The 21,725-nt window shown below is 72.2% G+C and carries 18 protein-coding genes and 2 tRNA genes; 13 read left to right on the top strand and 7 right to left on the bottom strand.

Annotation, left to right across the window (positions count from 1 at the left end; genetic code table 11):
• Positions 1-80 precede the first annotated feature (80 nt).
• Both ACFU97_RS22245 and ACFU97_RS22240 read left to right on the top strand, forming a co-directional pair.
• On the top strand, positions 81-638 hold the full coding sequence (locus ACFU97_RS22245) for a SigE family RNA polymerase sigma factor (protein WP_384259093.1): 558 nt from the start codon (positions 81-83) through the stop codon (positions 636-638).
• Between the two features lie 138 nt (positions 639-776).
• Positions 777-2,456, top strand: coding sequence for a long-chain fatty acid--CoA ligase (locus ACFU97_RS22240; RefSeq protein ID WP_384259091.1), 1,680 nt, complete (start codon positions 777-779; stop codon positions 2,454-2,456).
• A gap of 39 nt (positions 2,457-2,495) precedes the next feature.
• Here the strand turns inward: ACFU97_RS22240 and ACFU97_RS22235 are convergent, their stop codons facing one another.
• Both ACFU97_RS22235 and ACFU97_RS22230 read right to left on the bottom strand, forming a co-directional pair.
• The gene (locus ACFU97_RS22235) at positions 2,496-6,572 is read right to left on the bottom strand and encodes a PAS domain-containing protein (RefSeq protein ID WP_384259089.1); all 4,077 of its coding nucleotides are present in this window, start codon (positions 6,570-6,572) and stop codon (positions 2,496-2,498) included.
• Positions 6,573-6,837: 265 nt separating this feature from the next.
• Positions 6,838-7,314, bottom strand: coding sequence for an SSI family serine proteinase inhibitor (locus ACFU97_RS22230; RefSeq protein WP_384259086.1), 477 nt, complete (start codon positions 7,312-7,314; stop codon positions 6,838-6,840).
• A 190-nt stretch (positions 7,315-7,504) separates the two neighbouring features.
• Between ACFU97_RS22230 and ACFU97_RS22225 the strand changes: the two genes are divergently transcribed.
• From ACFU97_RS22225 to ACFU97_RS22215, 3 genes are all read left to right on the top strand, one after another.
• Positions 7,505-7,595: transfer RNA gene (locus tag ACFU97_RS22225), tRNA-Ser, on the top strand.
• A 197-nt stretch (positions 7,596-7,792) separates the two neighbouring features.
• Positions 7,793-7,865: transfer RNA gene (locus tag ACFU97_RS22220), tRNA-Arg, on the top strand.
• Between the two features lie 86 nt (positions 7,866-7,951).
• Positions 7,952-8,404: a hypothetical protein gene (locus ACFU97_RS22215; protein ID WP_384259084.1), complete on the top strand. Its 453-nt coding sequence runs from the start codon at positions 7,952-7,954 to the stop codon at positions 8,402-8,404.
• Positions 8,405-8,506: 102 nt separating this feature from the next.
• On the opposite strand, the gene ACFU97_RS22210 is transcribed toward ACFU97_RS22215, so the two are convergent.
• The 3 genes from ACFU97_RS22210 to ACFU97_RS22200 form a co-directional block, all read right to left on the bottom strand.
• Complete coding sequence (locus ACFU97_RS22210) at positions 8,507-8,752, bottom strand: hypothetical protein (RefSeq protein WP_384259082.1); 246 nt, start codon at positions 8,750-8,752, stop codon at positions 8,507-8,509.
• Positions 8,753-8,939: 187 nt separating this feature from the next.
• Positions 8,940-9,338, bottom strand: coding sequence for a hypothetical protein (locus ACFU97_RS22205; protein WP_384259361.1), 399 nt, complete (start codon positions 9,336-9,338; stop codon positions 8,940-8,942).
• Between the two features lie 47 nt (positions 9,339-9,385).
• Positions 9,386-9,589 (bottom strand): hypothetical protein, encoded by a 204-nt coding sequence (locus ACFU97_RS22200; protein WP_384259079.1) that lies wholly within the window; start codon positions 9,587-9,589, stop codon positions 9,386-9,388.
• Positions 9,590-9,857: 268 nt separating this feature from the next.
• Here ACFU97_RS22200 and ACFU97_RS22195 point away from each other — a divergent pair, with 268 nt between their 5' ends.
• From ACFU97_RS22195 to ACFU97_RS22160, 8 genes are all read left to right on the top strand, one after another.
• Positions 9,858-10,733, top strand: coding sequence for a DUF2797 domain-containing protein (locus ACFU97_RS22195; protein ID WP_384259077.1), 876 nt, complete (start codon positions 9,858-9,860; stop codon positions 10,731-10,733).
• 25 nt (positions 10,734-10,758) lie between these two features.
• On the top strand, positions 10,759-11,643 hold the full coding sequence (locus tag ACFU97_RS22190; protein WP_384259075.1) for an amidohydrolase family protein: 885 nt from the start codon (positions 10,759-10,761) through the stop codon (positions 11,641-11,643).
• A 183-nt stretch (positions 11,644-11,826) separates the two neighbouring features.
• A complete protein-coding gene (locus ACFU97_RS22185) occupies positions 11,827-12,567 on the top strand; it encodes a response regulator transcription factor (RefSeq protein WP_384259072.1) in 741 nt (246 codons plus the stop codon).
• Positions 12,564-14,174, top strand: a complete 1,611-nt coding sequence (locus ACFU97_RS22180) for an ATP-binding protein (protein ID WP_384259070.1) — start codon at positions 12,564-12,566, stop codon at positions 14,172-14,174. Before ACFU97_RS22185 ends, ACFU97_RS22180 begins: the two co-directional genes overlap by 4 nt.
• A gap of 14 nt (positions 14,175-14,188) precedes the next feature.
• Complete coding sequence (locus ACFU97_RS22175; RefSeq protein ID WP_384259068.1) at positions 14,189-15,715, top strand: glycosyltransferase; 1,527 nt, start codon at positions 14,189-14,191, stop codon at positions 15,713-15,715.
• Positions 15,712-17,928, top strand: a complete 2,217-nt coding sequence (locus ACFU97_RS22170; protein WP_384259066.1) for a glycosyltransferase family 39 protein — start codon at positions 15,712-15,714, stop codon at positions 17,926-17,928. The genes ACFU97_RS22175 and ACFU97_RS22170 overlap by 4 nt, the downstream gene beginning before the upstream one ends.
• Before the next feature lie 65 nt (positions 17,929-17,993).
• Complete coding sequence (locus ACFU97_RS22165) at positions 17,994-19,391, top strand: MFS transporter (protein WP_384259064.1); 1,398 nt, start codon at positions 17,994-17,996, stop codon at positions 19,389-19,391.
• A gap of 131 nt (positions 19,392-19,522) precedes the next feature.
• Complete coding sequence (locus ACFU97_RS22160) at positions 19,523-20,278, top strand: TetR/AcrR family transcriptional regulator (protein ID WP_384259062.1); 756 nt, start codon at positions 19,523-19,525, stop codon at positions 20,276-20,278.
• 26 nt (positions 20,279-20,304) lie between these two features.
• Here the strand turns inward: ACFU97_RS22160 and ACFU97_RS22155 are convergent, their stop codons facing one another.
• A complete protein-coding gene (locus ACFU97_RS22155) occupies positions 20,305-20,775 on the bottom strand; it encodes a PPOX class F420-dependent oxidoreductase (RefSeq protein WP_384259060.1) in 471 nt (156 codons plus the stop codon).
• A 48-nt stretch (positions 20,776-20,823) separates the two neighbouring features.
• Positions 20,824-21,645, bottom strand: a complete 822-nt coding sequence (locus ACFU97_RS22150) for a YceI family protein (RefSeq protein ID WP_384259058.1) — start codon at positions 21,643-21,645, stop codon at positions 20,824-20,826.
• Between the last annotated feature and the right edge of the window lie 80 nt (positions 21,646-21,725).

The following is a 21,725-nucleotide window of genomic DNA, read 5'->3' as shown; positions in this document are numbered from 1 at the left end:
ACCCCTACAACCTGAGGCGGACCCGGCTTCGGGACCTGCGGCCGATCCGCCGGAGGTACCTCCGCTCCTAGCGTGGAGCCATGACCACACCCGTCTGCACCCGCGCTTCGAACGCCGCCGCACCGGCGACGCAGACCCTCGCCTACCCGTCGTTCGCGTCGTACGTGAGGGCCCGGCAGCCGGTGCTGCTGCGCACCGCCCGGTCGCTCACCGCGAACCCGAGCGACGCGGAGGACCTGCTGCAGACCGCGCTCACCAAGACGTACGTCGCCTGGGAGCGCATCGAGGACCACCGCGCGCTCGACGGCTATGTGCGCCGGGCCCTGCTGAACACGCGCACCTCGCAGTGGCGCAAGCGCCGGGTCGACGAGTTCGTGTGCGAGGAGCTGCCCGAGCCGGAGCCCGTGCGCGGCGGGGACGACCCGGCCGAGCAGCAGGCGCTGCACGACGCGATGTGGCGGGCGATCATGAAGCTGCCCGCCCGGCAGCGGGCGATGGTCGTCCTCAGGTATTACGAGGACCTGAGCGAGGTGCAGACGGCCGAGGTGCTGGGCGTGTCGGTGGGCACGGTCAAGTCCGCGGTGTCCCGTGCGCTGAGCAAGCTGCGCGAGGACCCTGAACTGGGGCTTGTGCGGTAATGAGCCCACTTGGTGGCCCCTGAGGGGCCGACCTGGGCGCTATTGGGACCCGACATGTTTGATCGATCACCCGGGCCCTAGTGACATACCACGCGGTATGTGCGCAGAATCAGCGCAACCCTTACCGCCGCGTAGGCAATGTCGCCCCGGGAGGACACCGTGCTGAGCACGATGCAGGACGTACCGCTGCTGATCTCGAGGATCCTGACCCACGGGTCGACGGTCCACGGGACATCGCAGGTGACCACCTGGACCGGCGAGGGCGAGCCGCACCGCCGCTCCTACGCCGAGATCGGGGCCCGGGCGGCCCAGCTCGCGCACGCCCTGCGCGACGACCTCCAGGTCCAGGACTCCGACCGGGTGGCGACGCTCGCCTGGAACAACGCCGAGCACGTCGAGGCGTACTTCGCGATCCCCTGCATGGGCGCGGTGCTGCACACGCTGAACCTGCGGCTGCCGGCCGAGCAGCTGGCGTTCATCGTCAACCACGCGGCCGACAAGGTCGTCATCGTCAACGGCTCGCTGCTGCCGCTGCTCGCCCCGCTGCTGCCGCGGCTGCCCACCCTCGAGCACATCGTGGTCACCGGCCCCGGCGACCGCTCCGTCCTCGAGGGCGCGAGCGCCCAGGTCCACGAGTACGAGGACCTGATCGCCGCCAAGCCGACCAGCTACGACTGGCCGGAGCTGGACGAACGCCAGGCCGCGGCCATGTGCTACACCTCTGGCACCACCGGCGACCCCAAGGGCGTGGTCTACAGCCACCGCTCGATCTACCTGCACTCCATGCAGGTCAACATGGCCCAGTCGATGGGCCTGACCGACCAGGACACCTCCCTCGTCGTGGTCCCGCAGTTCCACGTCAACGCCTGGGGCCTGCCGCACGCCACGTTCATGACCGGCGTCAACCTGCTGATGCCGGACCGCTTCCTGCAGCCGGCCCCGCTCGCCGAGATGATCGAGAGCGAGCGGCCCACCCACGCGGCCGCCGTCCCGACCATCTGGCAGGGCCTGCTCGCCGAGCTGACCGCCAAGCCGCGCGACGTCTCCTCCCTCACCCAGGTCACCATCGGCGGCTCGGCCTGCCCGCCCTCCCTGATGGAGGCGTTCGACAGCCTGGGCATGCGGGTCTGCCACGCCTGGGGCATGACGGAGACCTCGCCGCTCGGCACGGTCGCCCGCCCGCCGGCCCACGCGGTCGGTACCGACGAGGAGTTCGCCTACCGCCTGACCCAGGGCCGCTTCCCGGCCGGCGTCGAGGCCCGCCTCACCGGCCCCGGCGGCGAGCGCCTGCCCTGGGACGGCGAGTCCGCGGGCGAGCTGGAGGTGCGGGGCAACTGGATCGCGGGCGCCTACTACAACGGCCCCGACGCCGAACCCCTGCGCCCCGCCGACAAGTTCAGCGAGGACGGCTGGCTGAAGACGGGCGATGTCGGGACGATCAGCTCCGAGGGCTTCCTCACCCTCACCGACCGCGCCAAGGACGTCATCAAGTCCGGCGGCGAGTGGATCTCGTCGGTGGACCTGGAGAACGCGCTGATGTCCCACCCGGACGTCGCCGAGGCCGCGGTGGTCGCCGTACCGGACGACAAGTGGGGCGAACGCCCGCTGGCCACCGTCGTGTTGAAGGAGGGCTCCACCGCCGACTTCGAGTCGCTGCGCGCCTTCCTGGCGAGCGACGTCTGCAAGATCGCCAAATGGCAGCTCCCGGAGCGCTGGACGATCATCGAGGCCGTGCCGAAGACCAGCGTGGGCAAGTTCGACAAGAAGGTCCTGCGCAGACAGTACGCGGACGGGCAGCTGGACGTCACCCGGCTCTGAGACGCCGACCGGACGGCACCGACCGGCGCGGCCTCCGCGTCAGTTGGTGCCGATCCGCGAGAGCAGGTCGACGATCCGGCTCTGCACCTCGGGGCTCGTGGAGCGTTCCGCGAGGAAGAGCACCGTCTCGCCGGAGGCGAGCCGCGGCAGGTCGGCCTGGTCGACGGCGGCGGTGTAGACGACGAGCGGGGTGCGGTTGAGCTGGCCGTTCGCCCGCAGCCAGTCGATGATCCCGGCCTGGCGCCGGTGCACCTGCATCAGGTCCATCACGACCAGGTTGGGGCGCAGCTGCCCCGCCAGCGCCACCGCGTCGGCGTCGCTCGCGGCCCGCGCCACCTGCATCCCGCGCCGCTCCAGCGTCGCGGTCAGCGCCAGCGCGATCTCCGCGTGCTCCTCGATCAGCAGCACCCGCGGCGGGTGCTGCTCGCTGTCCCGCGGCGCGAGCGCCTTCAGCAGGACGGCCGGGTCGGCGCCGTACGCCGCCTCGCGCGTCGCCTGCCCCAGGCCCGCGGTCACCAGGACCGGCACCTCGGCGGCCACCGCCGCCTGGCGCAGCGACTGCAGCGCGGTCCGGGTGATCGGCCCGGTCAGCGGGTCCACGAACAGGGCGGCGGGGAAGGCCGCGATCTGCGCGTCGACCTCCTCGCGCGAGTGCACGATGACGGGCCGGTAGCCGCGGTCGCTCAGTGCCTGCTGCGTCGTCACGTCGGGCGCGGGCCACACCAGCAGCCGACGCGGGTTGTCCAGCGGCTCCGGCGGCAGTTCGTCGTCCATCGGCTGCGGCCGCGGCGGGTCCGCGATCTCGACGGCCCCACCGGGTCCGTCCAGCGGCTCGGGCCCCTCGGCGGCGTTCTCGTCCGGGGCTCCTATGGCGTACGACCGCCCGGCGGCCTCGGTCGCCTGCGCGAGCCGCGACTGGCCGGCGAGCGACGGCTGAGGCTGCGCCTGTGCCTGGGCCGCCGCGGGGGCCTGCTCGGCCTGCGGATGCGGACGGGCCGCCTGCTCCGGGGCCGCCGCCGCGGCGGGGTCGGTCCGGGTACCCAGCTTGCGGCGCCGTCCGCCACCGGCCGGGTTGTGCGGCGCGGGCGTCGCCGTCGGCTGCTGGACCTGCGCGGCCTGCCGGGTGAAGGGCACGCCCTGTCCGAGCGTCCGGACGCTGATCGCCCGTCCCTGCGTGGAGTTGGGGTCGACGGGCGCGCCGGGAGCGGCCGGTGCCGCCTCGGCGGGCAGCGGCTGGGCGGGACGCGCCGGAGCCTGCGCCTTCGCGGCCGGGGCCTCCGGCGGGAGCGGGGTGGCCGGGGTATGCGCGGGCTGCTGCGGCTGCGCGGACGCGGGCCGGCCGGGGGCGGCCTCGACCGGGAGCGGCCCGGCGGCCTTCTCCTGGACGGGAGCGCCGGGCGCGGGCAGCGGCTGGGCGGCGGCGGGCTGCGCGGCGTTCGCGGCCGGGGCCGCCGGGGCCGCTGCGACCTGCGCGGGGACCGGCTGGGCGGGGGCCGCTTGCGCCGGCACGCCCTCCTGAGCCGTCGCGGGCTGCGCCACCGCACGGCGACGGCGTCCCGTCGGCGCGCTGGTCGGGTGCGGCTGGGGCGGCGTGTGATCGCCGGACTGGTCGTGCGGCACGGCGTCGTGCCGGCCGTCCTCGCCGCGGGCACCGGCGGCCCGGGCGTCGTCGGCCTGGGCGTCGGCGGAGTCGGCAGAGGGGTCGTGGCCGGTCCGGCCGGGCACCTGCGCCGCGACGGGCGCCGCCGCCTGCCCCGGAATCTGCGGCTGGGCCTGCGCCGGCCCGGGCCCATGCCCCGGCGCCGGAACCGGAACCTGCGCCGGCCCGGGCTCGGCGGGACGGTCCGCGTCCGCCGGAGGCAGCGCGAACACCGAACGGGGAGCCGCCTCCTGGGCCGCGGCGCGGTCCTGCGCGGCGGCCAGGGCACGGCGCCTGCGCCCGGTCGGCTCGGCCTTCTCGGCGAGCGCGGGCTGGTCGCCGGGTGCGGCGGGGGCCGAGGGAGCGGGCAGCGCGGCGGGCAGGGCGTTCTGCTCACCGCTGCCGTGCCGGGCCCGCCGGCCGCCCGGCGCGGGCACGCCCTGCGGAGGCACCGTCCCGCCCAGGCCCGTACCGGCCGCGGCCGTTCCCGCGGAGTTCTCGCCCGCCATGACGACGGAGCCCTCGGCCGGCCGGCCGCGCCGCCGCCCGGTGCCACCGGCCACCTCCAGGGCGCCCGCGGTCGAGGCCGCGGCGGCCTCCGACTCCTCGACGGCACGCCGGCGCCGCCGGCCGGTGGGCGCGGCGGCATCCGTGTCCTCGTGCTCCGCCTGCTCACCGGACTCGCCGGTGCCGTCGCCGTCCAGGAACGCGTCGACGGAGGAGCGCCGGGCACGCCGCCGGCCGCCGGAGGTCTGGTCGGCAGTGCCGTCGTCGGCACCCGAGGCCTGCGCCGGGATCTCGGCGGTCACGGCCCCGGCACCGCCGCCGATGGGCACCTCCAGGACATACGCGTTGCCGCTCATGCCCGGCACCTCGTGGGTCTGCAGCACACCGCCGTGGGCCCGCACGATCCCGCGCACGATCGGCTCGTGCACCGGGTCGCCCCCGGCGTACGGCCCGCGCACCTCGATCCGTACGACCTCACCGCGCTGCGCGGCGGCCACCACCACGGTGTTGTCCATGTAACCGCCCGCCGACACGGGCGCGTTGCCGGTCGCGTCGACGCCTGCGACGTCCGCGATCAGATGCGCCAGCGCGCTCGCGAGGCGCTGCGGGTCGACCTCGGCCTCGATGGGCGGCGCGTGCACGGCGAACTGCACCCGGCCCGGCCCGATGAGATCGACGGCGCCGTCGACACCGGCCGCGACGACCGCGTCGAGCATCACCTTCACCCGGGTGATCTGCTCGCTCCCGGAGTCGATCAGCTGGTAGCCGAGCACGTTGTCGATGAGCGTGGTGATCCGCGAGTAGCCGGCCGACAGATGGTGCAGCACCTGGTTGGCCTCGGGCCACAGCTGCCCGGCGTCGTCCGCGGCGAGGGCGGCCAGCTCGCGCCGCAGCTCGTCCAGCGGGCCGCGCAGCGACCGTCCCAGCAGCGTCAGCAGCTGGTCGTGGCGCGCGGCGAGCGCCTCGTAGCGGTCCTTCTCCCGCTCGCCGAGGGCGGCGTAGCGCTCCTCGCCCGCGGCGATCTCCTCGTCGTGCTGCTCCTGCAGGTCCTCGAGTTCGGTGACGTGCTTCTGGCGCAGGGCGGTGAGCTCGGAGGCGTGCTCCTCGTCAAGCCGCTCCAGCTCCTCGGCGTGCCGCCTCTCCAGGTCGCTCTTCTCGTCGGCGAGCGAGTCGTACGGCCGCCGGTCGGTGAAGGTCATCACGGCGCCGACGAGCTGGTCGCCGTCGCGCACGGGCGCGGTGGTGAGGTCGACCGAGACCCGGTCGCCGCCCTTGGCGAACAGCACCTGCCCGCGCACCCGGTGCTTGCGCCCGGAGCGCAGGGTGTCGGCGAGGGGCGACTCGGTGTAGGGGAAGGGGGAGCCGTCGGCGCGCGAGTGCAGCACCAGCTCGTGCAGCTCCTTGCCGCCCAGGTCGCTCGCCCGGTACCCCAGGATCTGCGCGGCGGCCGGATTGACGAGCACGATCCGCCCGTCGGTGTCCGTCCCCACCACGCCCTCGGACGCGGCCCGCAGGATCATCTCGGTCTGCCGCTGCGAACGCGCCAGCTCCGCCTCGGTGTCCACGGTCCCGGTCAGGTCGCGTACGACGAGCATCAGCAGCTCGTCGCCGCTGTAGCCGTAACCGTCGTAGGCCTGCTGGCCGTTCTCGAGGTTGGCGCTGGTGACCTCGACGGGGAACTCCGCGCCGTCGGTGCGCCGCGCGATCATGCGCGTGGGCTTGGTCCGCCCGGCGGGGTCCATGTGGTCGGGCCGGCGCATGGAGCCGGGGATCAGCTTGGAGTCGAACTGCGGCAGCAGATCGAGCAGTCCCCGGCCGACGAGTGCGGTCCCGGGCGCTTCGAACGCCTCGAGCGCGATGGTGTTCGCGTTGACGACGGTCCCGTTCGCGTTGACCAGCACCAACGCATCGGGAAGCGCGTCCAGTATGGCTGCGAGGCGAGCAGCGCCTCGGGATGGCCTGCTGCTCACGAGACGCTTCCTCCCTGTTACCGCACCTTGCCGACCGCTCGGGCCATCTTGCCAACCTGCCCGCGACGTGTCACGCGAGGGAGTCTACGGGCACTGCTCGCGGTCGCGGCGGCGGATGAGAGGGAGGTCGCACGAGGAAGTGAAGTAGAACGTGTGACCGCATCCCCTGGCCTGCGGCCCTTGCGGTCCCTTGACTCCAGGCCCACAGACCGACCACGCCGGCTCCACGATTCCGCCGCCACGCCGGTGCCGCGACGCTTCGCTTCTACGGCAGCCCGTGGGGCCGCAGATCGGGCAGCAGAGGTACGAGCCGGTCCCAACGCCCGATCTCGCACCCGTCACTCCGGTCGTACGTGGCATCGACCGGCCGCCCGGCCCACCTCCCGGTGACGTGCGCGGTGGCGGGACCGCCGTACTGCATGGTGCAGACGCTGTCGCCGGGCACGGGCGCGAAGGTGTCCTTCCCCCACGTCGTGCCGCGGTCGAGCGCCTCGCAGGCGGCGTCCGGGTCGGGATGGGTGCCGCCGCCGGGATGGCAGGAGAGCTCGTACGTCCCGTCGAGCCCGTGACCGGCGTGCCGGACGGTGACGGTGAGGTGATCGCCGTCCTGGTCCTCGTTCTCCGTGGGGGGCGGTGCGAGGGCGGGACGGCCGGCGTCGGCGTGCGCGGCGGCGGGGGCGACGCAGGGCACGACGGAGGCGGCGGCGGTGGCGGCGACGACCAGGAACCGGGCGAGCGACATGCCCTGACTAACGCCGCACCCACCAGGACGTTGCGCATCCCGCCCCACCGGCGGCGGGAGCCCGGCGCGACCGGGAAGGGCTTTGCTCTGCGACCCGCCTGCCTAGTACCGTAGGAGCCGATTGGTGACACCACGCTCGACTGTGTCATCATCTGCACGCACCACTCGCGCTCGCGCGAGCGGCTGTGCTGGAGGCGTCGCCTAGTCCGGTCTATGGCGCCGCACTGCTAATGCGGTTTGGGCCTTAAAGCCCATCGAGGGTTCAAATCCCTCCGCCTCCGCCCCTGATCGACAAGATCACCGAAGCCCCGGTCCACGCGACCGGGGCTTCGTCGTTCCGGCAACCGTCCTGACGGCCGTTCCCGCAGGTCACAAGGGGTGCGGCAAACGGATTTCACATGGCGGCGGCAGTCATGTAATGTTCTTCCTGTCGCCGCGAGCGGGCCGAAAGGACCAGGACCGGCAGAAAACAAAACAAGCACTCGTAGCTTAACGGATAGAGCATCTGACTACGGATCAGAAGGTTGCAGGTTCGAATCCTGCCGAGTGCACACAACCAAGAGGCCCCGCAGAGATGCGGGGCCTCTTGAGTTACGTCCGGGTCTCGGTGTCGGACGTGCGCTGTACGTTCCGGTCCATGGCCGAGAGACCAACGACGCTGTGGCGCGAGGGCATTGCCGAGGAAGCAGGTGAGCTCGCCGCCGGAAGCCTGGGTCCGGAGTGCGCAGGCATGGCCGAACCGGTTCCTGCGGGCCTGCTGACGCTCTTCGATCTCCCCGCGCCCGAGGAGCCGGAACATTCCGTCATCGCTCGCTACTGCCTGAGTGACGATCAGTACGGCTCCCCGGCCGAACGCCTGGCGATTTTCGATGCCGAGCGAACGATGGCTGCAGCGGTCACGGAGGCAGGGGTCGGTGAGGTCGACGGGAACGGGTTCGGCAGCGGCGAGGCCGAGTTGTTCGCCTACGGGCCCGACGCCGAAGCGCTCTTCAAGGTCATGGAGCCGGCCCTTCGGGGCCTGCCGTTCAGGCCCGCGTACGTCGTGCTGCGGCGGGGAAGCCGCGGGAGGGAGTCCCGGGTGGACCTGTGAGGCGGTGCGGCACGCGGTGGCCGTGGAGTGTGCGCAGGTGAGAGGCCCCGGACCGGGGTCCGGGGCCTCTCCATGGCTATGGGATGCCGATCCCGGTGCTCGTCAATCGCATTCTGAGCCGACGTGATTGGCTTGGCCGCCTGGATTGCCCTCGCCGTTGATGGCGTTGCCCAGGAGGCCGTTGAGAAGGCCGACCTGGCCGAGGACGTCCAGGTTCAGGTCGTGGGACCTGCATCCGCCGCCGTGTCCTGCTGGTGCGCTCGGGGCTGCGCTGGCGGAGCCGGTGCCTATGAAGCCGACGAGAGCGATGACGGCGGCCGCGACAGCCGCCTTGGGGAGCTTGCGCATTTCTCCTCCTTGGGTTGGGGCGAGCGCACCGTCGAAGGACCCACTTCACAAAGATCCACTTTGCGCTCATTTCGGAGGCTAGTCCGATATGTTCCAAGGCGCTCTTCGAGACTGCCATCCGTGCCTCGGGGCTCGGCCAGTTGGCTGTCAGGGCTGGAGAGGGGCGGCTGCGAAACGTGTCGCGCCGTCAGGCGTAGGTCCAGCGCCAAGCGTTCGCGCTGTACGCGCACTTGATCGCCGGTCCGCCGGCGGTGGTGGTCACGGCTCCGTGGTCCCTGCTGCGGCAGAACCGGCCCGCCGAACAGCAGTTGCCCGCGGTGGAGACGATCGAGCACGTGCCGCTCCCGGTGCCACCGCTCCCGGTGGACGTGCCCGCGGCCCGCGCGGTGGCCGTTCGCGTGACGGTGACCGTGGGGCGGGGCTTCGGCCTGGCCGTGACGGTCTCGGTGGCCGTCGGCCCGGGCGCGGGCGTCGCCGCCCCGTCGCCGCAGCCGCTCGCGGTGAGGATCAGGCTCGCGACGAGCAGAGCCCCGCTGTCGAACCGCGCTGTGTGGGAAGTGTGTGAAAGGGGTGATGCGTTTGCGATGTCGCTGGTCAGCGAGGTGCAACCGGAGGCGGCCGGTGCCGCGAGTGCTATCCCGCCTCGGCCAGGCGGCGGAACGCCAGCGTGGTGCGCGGGTGCGCGATCTCGTCCAGCACGTGGCGCCACTCGGGGTCTGAAAGGGCCGGGTGAGCCGTGTCCCAGGCGGTCAGGAAGGGAGCCAGTTCGCTCTCGTCGGGGCCTGTGACCAGGTCGTTCACGGTGGATCCCGGCCGGGAGGACTGCTGCGGCTTCATGGGAGTCTCCCTTCGGAGAGAGCGTCTGCAGGAGTTGGTTCGCTGGGTTCTACGATGCCCCCACCGCCCTTCCGGCACCATGAAGCGCCCTACCGGGTCCGGGGTACGGCCAGCCGTACCCGCAGGGGGTTGTCCACCCCCCTTGCTCCCCCTTCCCCACCTTTCCTCGCCCCTTCAGCCCCTTCCGTGCGGCGTCGCTCCCGCAGGTACCCAGCCCGGCGGCCGGCTCACCTCCCGTTGTCGGTGCCGCCCTCTAGTCTCGACAGCGATGGCACAGGCATGGAAGTGCGCGGGGCTGCGGTGGTCGGCGGACGGTCCCGAGCTGGCGTGGGACGGCGGGCGGCGCAGCGCGCTGGCCCGGGGGAAGCGGGTGGCCTTCGGGGTCGCGGACGGGGGTGTGCGGCGATGCGTGGGAGCGCGGGGGCATGCGTGTCCGGTGCGGGCGGCCGTGCCGGGGCGGACCACGGGCGCGCGGTGCGAGGAGTGCGGGCGCCTGGACCGGGCGCATTCCGTGGCCGCCGACACGATCGCGGACGACCCGCGGCCGTACCACGTATATCTGGCGTGGTTCGGGCCCGGCATGGTCAAGGTCGGGATCACGGCCGGGGAGCGGGGCTCGGCGCGGCTGCTGGAGCAGGGCGCCGTCTGCTTCAGCTGGCTCGGCCTGGGTCCGCTGATGGCCGCCCGGCGCACGGAGGAGCTGCTGCGCGCCGCGCTGCAGGTCCCGGACCGGATTCCGTACGCCGAGAAGCGGGCGGTGCGCTCCCGGCTGCCGGAGTCCGCCGCCGAGCGGGCGGCCGAGATCCAGGCGCTGCACGCGCGGGCCGCGGCGCTGGACCGGTGGCCGGAGTCGCTGTCGCACGAGCCGTGTGAAGTCGTCGACCACACCGGGGTGTTCGGGCTGACCGGGCTGCCGGGCGCCTCGGGGGAGGTGAGCGAGCTGGTCGCCGGCGGACGGGTGGGCGGGGAGCTGCTCGCGGCCGCGGGGCCGGACCTGCATCTCGCGGCCGGGCGGGGGGTCGTCGTGCTGGACACCCGCCTGATGACCGGGTGGGAGATCGTCCCGGCCGTGGGTGAGGATGGATGCACCGTGCCTGTGCGGGAGTTCAGGGAGGCGGCGGGAGTTCAGGACGGCCTGTTCTGAAGCGGCTGAGGGTTCGAGAGGGCGTATGAAGCAGACAGCGGAGGTCGAAGAGGTCCGGCGGTTCTGGGAGCGGCTCGGCCTGCCCGGACTGGTGGACGTGCACACGCACTTCATGCCGGAACGCGTCCTGCACAAGGTCTGGGACTACTTCGACGCGCTCGGCCCGCTGACCGGCGGCGTCGAGTGGCCGATCACCTACCGCGAGGAGGAGGCGGAACGGCTCGCGCGGCTGCGGGAGTTCGGTGTGCGCCGCTTCACCGCGATGCTCTACCCGCACAAGCCCGGCATGGCGCAGTGGCTCAACGCCTGGGCGGTCGACTTCGCCCGCCGCACGCCCGATTGCCTGCACACCTCCACCCTCTTCCCGGAGCCCGGGGTCGAGACGTACGTACGGGAGGCCGTCGAGGCGGGCGCCCGGGTGTTCAAGGCCCATGTGCAGGTGGGGGCGTACGACCCGGCGAACCACCTGCTCGACCCCGCCTGGGGGCTGCTCGCCGAGGCGGGCGTGCCCGTCGTCATCCACTGCGGTTCTGGTCCCGCGCCCGGCAAGCACACCGGACCCGAGCCGATCGCGCGCGTGCTGGCCCGCCATCCCCGGCTGCGGCTGGTGATCGCGCACATGGGGATGCCGGAGTACGAGGACTTCCTCGACCTCGCCGAGCGGTACGGCGAGGTGCGGCTGGACACGACGATGGCGTTCACGGACTTCAGCGAGCGGTTCGCGCCGTTCCCGGTACGGGCCCTGCCCCGCCTCGGCGGCCTCGGCGACCGCATCCTGCTGGGCAGCGACTTCCCCAACATCCCCTATCCGTACGTCCATCAGCTGCACGCCCTGGAGCGGCTGGGGCTCGGCGAGGACTGGCTGAGAGCGGTCTGCCACGACAACGGAGCGCGGCTGTTCGGCCTGTGAGGAGCGCACAGGCAGGTTTTACGCCCTGATCACCCCGGCCCGGTCGATGATGGGTGCCGGTCCGTGCGGTGAGCGCCAGGCAGGAGCTTCCCAGGGGTTTGCTGAGAGGCCCCTGTGCGTTTCTCAGGCAATTCACAGGTTGCCGAAAGGGTGCTCTCAGAGCGCACCGACAGTGTTTCCACCATGACCACGACCTCGCCCCAGGGGCGCACCGAACTGCTGAGGCCGGACGGGAGCCCCGTCCGCGTGCTTGTGGTGGACGACGAGCTGTCGATCACCGAACTGCTGTCCATGGCCCTTCGCTACGAGGGATGGCAGATCCGGAGCGCGGGAGATGGCACGGGTGCCATCCAGACCGCACGGGAGTTCCGGCCGGACGCCGTCGTCCTCGACATGATGCTGCCCGACATGGACGGCCTGACGATCCTCGGCCGGCTGCGCCGCGAGCTGCCGGACGTGCCGGTCCTCTTCCTCACCGCCAAGGACGCGGTCGAGGACCGTATCGCCGGTCTCACCGCCGGCGGCGACGACTACGTCACCAAGCCGTTCTCCCTGGAGGAGGTCGTGGCGCGGCTGCGTGGTCTCATCCGCCGTTCCGGCGCCGCCGACCGGCGTTCCGACTCCGTGCTGGTCGTGGGCGACCTCACGCTCGACGAGGACAGCCACGAGGTGTCGCGGGCGGGGGACAACATCCACCTCACCGCGACCGAGTTCGAGCTGCTGCGCTTCCTGATGCGCAATCCGCGGCGCGTGCTCAGCAAGGCCCAGATCCTCGACCGTGTGTGGTCGTACGACTTCGGCGGGCAGGCCAATGTGGTCGAGCTCTACATCTCGTATCTGCGCCGGAAGATCGACGCCGGGCGGGAGCCGATGATCCACACCCGGCGCGGTGCCGGCTACCTGATCAAGCCCGCCGCGTCATGAGCGGACGGCGACGACCGCGGGCGCAGAGGCGGCGGGCGGGACAGCCGCGCACCCTGCGGGCGCGGCTCGTCGTCGCGTCCGTGGTGCTGATCGCGGTGGTGTGCGCGGTGATCGGCACGGTGACGACGCTGGCGCTGCGCTCGCATCTCTACGACCAGCTGGACGGACAGCTGCGTGAGGCCACGGCCCGCGCGTCGGGGAACTTCAAGCCGCCCGGCATGGGCAAGGACGGCGCACTGCCGGGACAGGGCGTCCAGAACCCGATCGGGAAGACGACCGATCTCGACGACTTCGTCAAACACGGTCCGCAGCCCAGCGGCACGGTCGCGGCCACCGTCGTCAACGGCAGCGTCACCGACGGCAAGGTGGGCAAGAAGTCCAGTTCCACCTACGAGATGAGCGCCAAGGACCTCACCGACGCCCAGAAGACCGCGCTCAACCAGGTCTCCCAGGACGGCAACCCGCACACCGTGGAGCTGCCGGGACTCGGCAGCTACCGGGTGGAGTACCGCAGCGGCTACTACGTCGGCCTCCCCACCCAGGAGACCGACAGCACCATCAACACCCTCATCCTCGTGGAAGTCAGCGTCACCGCCGCCGGGCTCGGTGCTGCCGTCATCGCCGGGTACGCGCTCGTCGGTGTCGCCACCCGCCCGCTGCGCCGCGTCGCCGCCACCGCGACCCGGGTCTCCGAACTCCCCCTGCACACCGGCGAGGTGAACCTCAGCGAGCGGGTGCCCGAGTCCGAGACCGATCCGCACACCGAGGTGGGCCAGGTCGGCGCCGCGCTCAACCGCATGCTGGACCACGTCCACAGCGCCCTGCACTCACGCCAGCAGAGCGAGATGCGGGTACGGCAGTTCGTCGCGGACGCCAGCCACGAGCTCAGAACGCCCCTGGCCTCCATCCGCGGCTACGCCGAACTGACCAGACGCGGCAGGGAGCAGGTCGGCCCCGACACCCGCCACGCCCTCGGCCGTATCGAGTCCGAGGCGGGCCGGATGACGCTCCTGGTGGAGGACCTGCTGCTGCTCGCCCGGCTGGACGCCGGACGGCCACTGCAGTTCGAGCAGACCGACCTCGTCCCGCTCGTCGTCGACACCGTCAGCGACTCCCGCGCGGCCGGCATGGACCACAACTGGCGCCTCGACCTGCCCGACGAACCCGCGCTGGTCAGCGCCGACGCGGCCCGTGTCCAGCAGGTGCTGGTCAATCTGCTCGGCAACGCCCGCAAGCACACCCCGCCCGGCACCACCGTCACCGCACGCGTGCAGCGCCGGGGGCCGTGGATGTGCGTCGACGTGGAGGACAACGGCCAGGGCATCCCGGCCGAGCTGCTCCCGCACGTCTTCGAGCGGTTCGCGCGCGGCGACTCCGCGCGCTCCCGCGCAACGGGCTCCACCGGCCTCGGACTTGCGATCGTGCAGGCCGTCGCGACCGCGCACGGCGGTGCGGTGACCGTGGACAGCGTGCCCGGACGCACCGTGTTCACCGTGCATCTGCCGGCGCTTGCCCCGGCGCTTCCCCAGCCGGCGCCCGAAACGAATGGGCAATCGCACTCACAGGCGCAGCACAGTGCCACCACATGGGTGCAACAGGGCGCTTGACCAGAGTCGTTCGCATGCGAACCGACTCTTCTCCCGGCACCTTGCCGGCGCGGGAGCACCTCCCGGCCGGCGACGCCGGTACGCCCGTCCTGGATGTAGTGATCCCCGTCTACAACGAGGAGAAGGACCTCCAGCCGTGTGTGCTGAGACTGCACGAGCACCTCAGGCGCACGTTCCCGTACGCGTTCCGCATCACGATCGCGGACAACGCGTCGACCGACGCGACGCCCCTGGTGGCGGCGCGGCTGGAGGCGGAGATCCCCGAGGTCGCCAACTTCCGCCTGGAGCAGAAGGGCCGGGGCCGCGCGCTGCGCACGGTGTGGTCCGCCGCCGAGGCGCCGATCCTCGCCTACATGGACGTGGACCTCTCCACCGACCTCAACGCCCTGCTGCCGCTGGTGGCGCCGCTGATCTCGGGCCACTCGGACCTGGCGATCGGCTCCCGGCTGGCCCGCTCCTCCCGCGTCGTGCGCGGGCCCAAGCGGGAGTTCATCAGCCGCGCGTACAACCTCATCCTGCGCGGCTCGCTGCAGGCGCGCTTCTCCGACGCGCAGTGCGGGTTCAAGGCGATCCGGCGTGATGTCGCGCAGGTGCTGATGCCGCTGGTCGAGGACACCGGCTGGTTCTTCGACACCGAGATGCTGGTCCTCGCCGAGCGGGCGGGGCTGCGTATCCACGAAGTGCCCGTCGACTGGGTCGACGACCCGGACTCGACCGTCCACATCGTGAAGACGGCGACCGAGGACCTCAAGGGCGTGTGGCGGGTGGGCAAGGCCCTGGCCACCGGTTCGCTGCCGCTGGACCGGATCACCCGGCCGTTCGGCGACGACCCGCGCGACCGCGACATCCAGGACGTACCGAAGGGGCTGGCCCGCCAGCTCGTCGGGTTCTGTGTCGTCGGCGGTCTGTCGACCCTCTTCTACCTGCTCCTCTACAGCCTCTTCCGGCAGTTCGGCGGCTCGCAGATCGCCAACGCGCTCGCGCTGCTGGTCTCGGCCGTGGCGAACACGGCCGCCAACCGGCGCCTGACCTTCGGGGTGCGTGGCCGCGGCGGCGCCGTCCGCCACCAGGCGCAGGGCCTCGTGGTCTTCGGCATCGGCCTCGCGCTGACCAGCGGATCGCTCGCCGCCCTGAACGCGGCGACGTCGAACCCCGCGCACTCCACCGAACTCGCGGTCCTGGTCGCCGCCAACCTCGCGGCGACGGTCCTGCGCTTCCTGCTCTTCCGCGCCTGGGTCTTCCCCGACCGCGCCGAGGGCGAGAAGTCCACCGTGGTGGTCTCGCACAACCCGTCCTCGCCGACCTACGCCACGACCGCCCACCCGCAATACCGGCAGCAGCCGTACGGGGAGCAGCCGTACGGGGAGCACGCGCACCAGCCCCCGCTGCCGCAGCGCCCGGTCGCGTACCCCGTCGCGCACCAGCACCACGAGACGACCCAGATCCGCGCCGGTGAAGTCGCGGACCGCAGCTGGGAGGACGCCACCCTGCACCTTCAGCCGGTGCGTCCGACCGAGACCGATCCGAAGGACCCCCGATGACCACCCACTTCGACCGGACGACCCACGACGGGGGACCCGCACCGTCCTCCTGGGGCCCGCCTCCCACGGCCGCCCCCTCTGCCACGGCCACCCCGTCCGCCCCGGCCACGGCGGAGCCGGTGTTCCCCACCGCGCCCCAGGCGGGCGAGCCCCGGCAGCCCTTCGTGCGCAGACTCTGGCGCGGCCGCCCCGAGGACCCGCGCTGGGTGCGCCCGGCCTTCCTCGGCCTGCTGGCCGCCACCCTCCTGCTCTACCTCTACAACCTGAGCGCCTCCGGCTACGCCAACTCCTTCTACTCGGCGGCCGTGCAGGCCGGCAGCACGTCCTGGAAGGCGTTCTTCTTCGGCTCGCTGGACGCCGGCAACGCCATCACCGTGGACAAGCCCCCGGCCTCCCTGTGGCCTATGGAGCTCGCCGTCCGGATCTTCGGCCTCGACTCCTGGGCGATCCTGGTCCCCGAGGTCCTGATGGGCGTCGCCACGGTCGCCGTCGTGTACGCGGGTGTACGGCGCCGGTTCAGCCCCGCCGCCGGTCTGATCGCGGGCGCGGTGCTCGCGCTCACTCCGGTCGCGGCGCTGATGTTCCGGTTCAACAACCCGGACGCGATGCTGGCGCTCCTGATGGCGGTCGCCTGCTACATGGTGGTCCGCGCGGTCGAGGACGGCCGGACGAAGTGGCTGGTGTGGGCCGGCGCCGCGATCGGCTTCGCGTTCCTCGCCAAGACCCTGCAGGCCTTCCTGATCCTCCCGCCGCTCGCGATCGTGTACGCGGTCTGCGCGCCGGTGCCGGTGAAGAAGCGGCTCGGCCAGCTGGCGCTCGCCACCGGCGCGCTGGTCGCGGCCGGCGGCTGGTGGGTCGCGATCGTCGAGCTGTGGCCGGCGTCCTCGCGCCCCTACATCGGCGGTTCGCAGAACAACAGCTTCCTCGAACTGACCTTCGGCTACAACGGGTTCGGCCGCCTGAGCGGCGACGAGACCGGCAGCGTGGGCGGCGGTGGCGGCGGCACCGGCTCCGGCATGTGGGGCGAGACCGGATGGAACCGGATGTTCAACTCCGAGATCGGCAGCCAGATCTCGTGGCTGCTGCCGAGCGCGCTGATCCTCCTGGCCGCCGGCCTCGTCGCGACCCGGAAGCTCGGGCGGACGTCCGCCACCCGCGCCTCGTTCCTGGTCTGGGGCGGCTCGCTGCTGATGACGGTGATCGTCTTCAGCTACATGGCGGGCATCTTCCACCAGTACTACACGGTGGCCCTCGCGCCCTACATCGCGGCCGTGACCGGCATGGGGTCCGCGCTCCTGTGGGAGAAGCGGCGCGAGACCTGGGCCTCGCTCACCCTCGCGGCCGCGGTCGTGGCCGGTGCCGCCTGGGGCTATGTGCTCCTCAACCGCACCTCGGACTACCTGCCCTGGCTGAAGTACCTGGTCCTGATCGGCGGTCTGGCCGCCGCGCTCGGCCTGATCTTCGCGGGCCGCGTCAGTCGCCAACTCGCCCTCGGGGCGGCGGCGGTGGGCCTGGTGGCCGCGCTGGCCGGCCCGACCGCGTACACCCTCAGCACCCTTCAGGAGGGCCACACCGGCTCCATCGTCACGGCCGGTCCGTCCGGCGCGAGCATGATGGGCGGCGGCCCGGGCGGCGGTGGCATGCGCGGCGGCTTCGGCGGCGGCGGAATGCCGGGCCAGAACGGCCAGAACGGCCAGAACGGCCAGAACCAGCAAGGCCGGCAGGGGCAGCAGAACGGCAACGGCAGCACCCGGAACGGCAACGGCTTCCCGGGTGGCGGCTTCGCCGGCGGCATGCCGGGCCAGAACCGGCAGGGCGGCCCTGGCGGCGGCGGTGGCGGCGGCCTGCTGAACGGCGCGAGCGTCAGCTCCCAGGCGAAGAAGCTGCTGGAGAAGGACTCCTCGCAGTACACCTGGGTCGCCGCGGCCATCGGTGCCCAGAACGCGGCGAGTTACCAGCTCTCCACCGGCGACCCGGTGATGGCGATCGGCGGCTTCAACGGCACCGACCCGTCCCCGACGCTGGCCCAGTTCAAGCAGTACGTGGCGGACGGGAAGATCCACTACTTCGTCTCGTCGGGCACCGGCGGCGGCATGGGCGGCAGCAGCAGCGGCAGCTCCTCGCAGATCACGTCGTGGGTCGAGAAGAACTTCAAGAAGGTGACGGCCGGTTCGGCCACCTTCTACGACCTGACGCAGAAGGCGAGCGGCTGACGCGGCGCACGAGCGGTCGGCAACGTTGTTGTACACCGTATGGCTAGTGCCATACGGTGTACAACATGTCCGCTCTCCAAGGCCACCCCCAACGCTGGCTGATCCTCGGTGTCATCTGTCTGGCGCAGCTGACCGTGCTGCTCGACAACACCGTCCTGAACGTGGCGATCCCCTCCCTCACCAGGGAGCTGCACGCCGAGACGTCCGACATCCAGTGGATGATCAACGCCTACTCCCTCGTCCAGTCCGGCCTGCTGCTGACCGCGGGCGGCGCCGCCGACCGCTACGGCCGCAAGAAGATGCTGATCGTGGGGCTGGTGCTGTTCGGCGCCGGTTCGCTGGTGGCCGGACTCTCCGACACCACAGGGCAGTTGATCGCGGCGCGGGCCGGCATGGGCGTGGGCGGCGCACTCCTGCTGACGACCACGCTCGCCGTGGTGATGCAGATCTTCACGGCCGAGGACCAGCCCAGGGCCATCGGCATCTGGGCCGCGGTCAACGCGCTCGGTTTCGCCGCCGGACCGCTGATCGGCGGCTTCCTGCTGAACCACTTCCGGTGGGGCGCGATCTTCCTGATCAACCTGCCGGTCGCGGCGCTCGCCCTGGTGGCCGTCGTGCTCCTGGTCCCCGAGTCCAGGAACCCCCGCGGCGACCGCCCGGACCTCCTCGGTGCCCTGCTCTCCACGATCGGCATGGCCTCGCTGGTGTTCGCGATCATCTCCGGCCCCGGGCACGGCTGGACGTCGGGACGCGTCCTGCTCACGGCGGCCGTCGCCCTCGTGGTCCTGACGGTGTTCGCGTACTGGGAGAGCCGCGTCCCGTACCCCATGCTCGACCTGCACTTCTTCCGGGACCGGCGGTTCACGGGCGCCGTCACCGGAGCGGTACTGATCACCTTCGGCATGGGCGGCGCTCTCTTCCTGCTCACCCAGCACCTGCAATTCGTCCTCGGCTACGGCCCCTTGGAGGCCGGTCTGCGCACGGCGCCGCTCGCGCTGACCGTCGTGGCCCTGAACTTCTCGGGCCTGTCGGCGAAGTGGTCGGCCAGGCTCGGCACGCCGGTGTCGATCGCGCTGGGCATGGTCCTGATGGCGGCGGGTCTGGTGTCCATCGCCGTACTGGACACGGGCCATTACGCCGGGACGCTGGTGGGGCTGCTGCTGATCGGCGGCGGCTGCGCGATCGCCAACCCGGCGATGGCACACGCCATCATGAGCGCGATACCTCCGGAGAAGGCGGGGGTGGGCGCCGGGATCAACGGGACGCTCGCGGAGTTCGGCAACGGCCTGGGGGTGGCGGTGCTCGGCGCCGTGCTGACGTCGCGGACACCCTCCGCGGGGCTGTCCGCGGGGCTGCGGACCGGTCAGCTGGTCGGTGCCGTCGCCGTGTTGCTCGGCGGGCTGCTGGCCGCGGCGTTGCTGCGTCGCGCGGAGCGGGCAGACTCGGGGGTGTTGGTCGCCTGAGAGCTCGGGCGGCGTCGACCGTCCGTCGGATGCGGACCGAACGGGGTTGCTCGCACGGTTCCCCGTGCCGCTATGGGTCGGCCGCCGCCTAGCATCTTGATCAGTGAACGGACGTCTAGGAAGGTGCGCCAATGGTGAGGGCAGCCGAGCGTGCGGCGCGGACCAGTGTGTGGCTGGAGGGCAAGGTCCGCCGGAGCGGTCGCGGTGGGCAGCCGTCGGGGCTGGACCGGGAGCGGATCACCGAGGTGACCGTCCGGCTCCTGGACGCCGAGGGGCTGGCCAAGTTCTCGATGCGCCGGCTGGCCGGCGAGCTGAACGTCACCGCGATGTCCGTCTACTGGTACGTGGACACCAAGGACGACCTTCTCGAACTCGCCCTGGACGCGGCGTTCGGCGAGCTGACCCTGCCGGACCCGGAGGCCGACGAGGACTGGCGCGACCAGCTGCGCGCGCTGACGAGGGAGTACCGCTCCCTGCTGGTCCGCCACCCCTGGCTGTCCCCGCTGGCCGGCACCTTCCTGAACATCGGCCCGAACTCGCTGGCCTTCTCCCAGTCGGTCCAGCAGATCATCCGCAAGACGGGCCTGCCCGTGCACGGCCTGTCCGGCGCCCTGTCGGCCGTCTTCCAGTTCGTCTACGGCTTCGGCACCATCGAGGGCCACTTCATCGCGCGCTGCGCCGCCGCCGGCATGACCCAGGACGAGTACTTCCAGCACGCCATGAGCGCGGTGAACCAGGCCCCCGGGGCCGCCGCGATCGTCCGGCAGAACGCCGACATCATGGCGGCCCGCGGCGGCGACACCGTGGAGGAGATGCGCGAGCGGGACTTCGCCTTCGCCCTGGACCTGCTGGTGGCGGGCATCGAGGCGATGGTGTCCCGCAGCTGACCACTGCTCGGTGGCCGGCCGTGCCGCTACTGCTCGGGCGCCAGCCGTGCCGGGAAGCCTCCGGTGGCCACCGGCCCCCACCGCACGGGCGTGACCCGGATGATCGACTTGCCCTGCTTGACCATCGCCTCGCGATACTCGTCCCAGTCCGGGTGCTCGCCGGAGATGTTGCGGAAGTACTCCACGAGCGGCTCCACGGACTCCGGGGAGTCGATCACCTCGGCGGTGCCGTCGATCTGCACCCACGGGCCGTTCCAGTCGTCGCTCAGCACGACAAGGCCGACCCGCTCGTCCCGCTTGGCGTTGCGGGTCTTGGCGCGCTCCGGGTAGGTGGAGACGACGATCCGGCCCGAGTCGTCCACACCGCAGGTCAGCGGTGAGGCCTGCGGGCTGCCGTCGGCGCGCCGGGTCAGCAGGATGGCGCGGTGCCGGGGCCGTACGAAGTCGAGCAGGTCGTCGCGGGAGACGGTCGTGTTCGTAGCGATGTTGGGTGCCATGCCGCCAGCGTAGGCGCCCGGTCCCCGCTCAGCCTGCTCCTGCCGTGCCTACGCCTGGGGCAGGGATTCGCCCTGCACCGCCTGGACGTCCAGCTCGACCTTCAGGGTGGTGCCGATCGCGGCGATGCCCGCCTGCAGCACCTGGTTGTAGTTCATGGCGAAGTCCTCGCGGCGCAGCTCGGTCGTCGCGCGGAAGGCGGCGCGCGTGCCGCCCCACGGGTCCAGGCCCGTGCCCAGGTACGCCAGGTCCAGGTCGACCGGTCGTACGACCCCGTGCAGGGTCAGCTCGCCGTGCACGGTCCAGCGGTCGGAGCCGGCCGTCGTCAGGCCCGTGGACCGGTAGGTGATCTCCGGGAACTTCTCGACGTCCAGGAAGTCCGCCGAGCGCAGATGGCCGTCGCGCATCCCGTTGCCCGTGTCGATGGAGGTCGCCTGGATGACCGCCTCCACACGGGACTTCTCCACCTCGTCCGGGGCGATCTCGATGCGCCCGGCGAAGTCGGTGAAGCGGCCGTGCACGCTGGAGATGCCCAGGTGCTGGGCGACCGCGCCCACCGACGAGTGCGCCGGGTCGATGGTCCACGGCCCGGGCGGCGGCAGCTCGGTGCCGCCCTGCCGGGACAGCGTCACCGCCCCGAGCTCGGCGCGCCCGCTCGCGGTGACGAGGGCGCTGGAGGCGACGGGCGCGTACCCGAGCGCCGTGACGATGACGGTGTACGCCCCCGGCGCGAGCGCGGTCGCGTCCCGCACGGCGCCGTCGGCGTCCGCCTCGGCGCGCAGCACCTGGGTGCCGGTCATGTCGGTCACCGTGACGACCGCGTGCGACACGGCCCATCCGTCCCGCGTACGGATCTTCGCGGACAGTCCCATCCCGTTTTCTCCCTGCACGTGCTTCTGGTCGTAAAGAGTCCGGCCCGTGGCAGGTGTACCGCCGCTCAAAGCGCACCTGC

It is taken from the genome of Streptomyces sp. NPDC057616, assembly GCF_042800575.1.
Classification (GTDB): Bacteria; Actinomycetota; Actinomycetes; order Streptomycetales; family Streptomycetaceae; genus Streptomyces.
This window is presented reverse-complemented; position numbering and strand designations above follow the sequence as displayed.

Excerpts from the sequence above, each read along its gene's own strand:
- ACFU97_RS22245 (WP_384259093.1), top strand. The coding sequence starts at position 81 with ATGACCACACCCGTCTGCACCCGCGCTTCGAACGCCGCCGCACCGGCG.
- ACFU97_RS22240 (WP_384259091.1), top strand. The coding sequence starts at position 777 with ATGTCGCCCCGGGAGGACACCGTGCTGAGCACGATGCAGGACGTACCG.
- ACFU97_RS22230 (WP_384259086.1), bottom strand. The coding sequence starts at position 7,314 with ATGTCGCTCGCCCGGTTCCTGGTCGTCGCCGCCACCGCCGCCGCCTCC.
- ACFU97_RS22215 (WP_384259084.1), top strand. The coding sequence starts at position 7,952 with ATGGCCGAGAGACCAACGACGCTGTGGCGCGAGGGCATTGCCGAGGAA.
- ACFU97_RS22210 (WP_384259082.1), bottom strand. The coding sequence starts at position 8,752 with ATGCGCAAGCTCCCCAAGGCGGCTGTCGCGGCCGCCGTCATCGCTCTC.
- ACFU97_RS22200 (WP_384259079.1), bottom strand. The coding sequence starts at position 9,589 with ATGAAGCCGCAGCAGTCCTCCCGGCCGGGATCCACCGTGAACGACCTG.
- ACFU97_RS22195 (WP_384259077.1), top strand. The coding sequence starts at position 9,858 with ATGGCACAGGCATGGAAGTGCGCGGGGCTGCGGTGGTCGGCGGACGGT.
- ACFU97_RS22190 (WP_384259075.1), top strand. The coding sequence starts at position 10,759 with ATGAAGCAGACAGCGGAGGTCGAAGAGGTCCGGCGGTTCTGGGAGCGG.
- ACFU97_RS22185 (WP_384259072.1), top strand. The coding sequence starts at position 11,827 with ATGACCACGACCTCGCCCCAGGGGCGCACCGAACTGCTGAGGCCGGAC.
- ACFU97_RS22180 (WP_384259070.1), top strand. The coding sequence starts at position 12,564 with ATGAGCGGACGGCGACGACCGCGGGCGCAGAGGCGGCGGGCGGGACAG.
- ACFU97_RS22175 (WP_384259068.1), top strand. The coding sequence starts at position 14,189 with ATGCGAACCGACTCTTCTCCCGGCACCTTGCCGGCGCGGGAGCACCTC.
- ACFU97_RS22170 (WP_384259066.1), top strand. The coding sequence starts at position 15,712 with ATGACCACCCACTTCGACCGGACGACCCACGACGGGGGACCCGCACCG.
- ACFU97_RS22165 (WP_384259064.1), top strand. The coding sequence starts at position 17,994 with ATGTCCGCTCTCCAAGGCCACCCCCAACGCTGGCTGATCCTCGGTGTC.
- ACFU97_RS22160 (WP_384259062.1), top strand. The coding sequence starts at position 19,523 with ATGGTGAGGGCAGCCGAGCGTGCGGCGCGGACCAGTGTGTGGCTGGAG.
- ACFU97_RS22155 (WP_384259060.1), bottom strand. The coding sequence starts at position 20,775 with ATGGCACCCAACATCGCTACGAACACGACCGTCTCCCGCGACGACCTG.
- ACFU97_RS22150 (WP_384259058.1), bottom strand. The coding sequence starts at position 21,645 with ATGGGACTGTCCGCGAAGATCCGTACGCGGGACGGATGGGCCGTGTCG.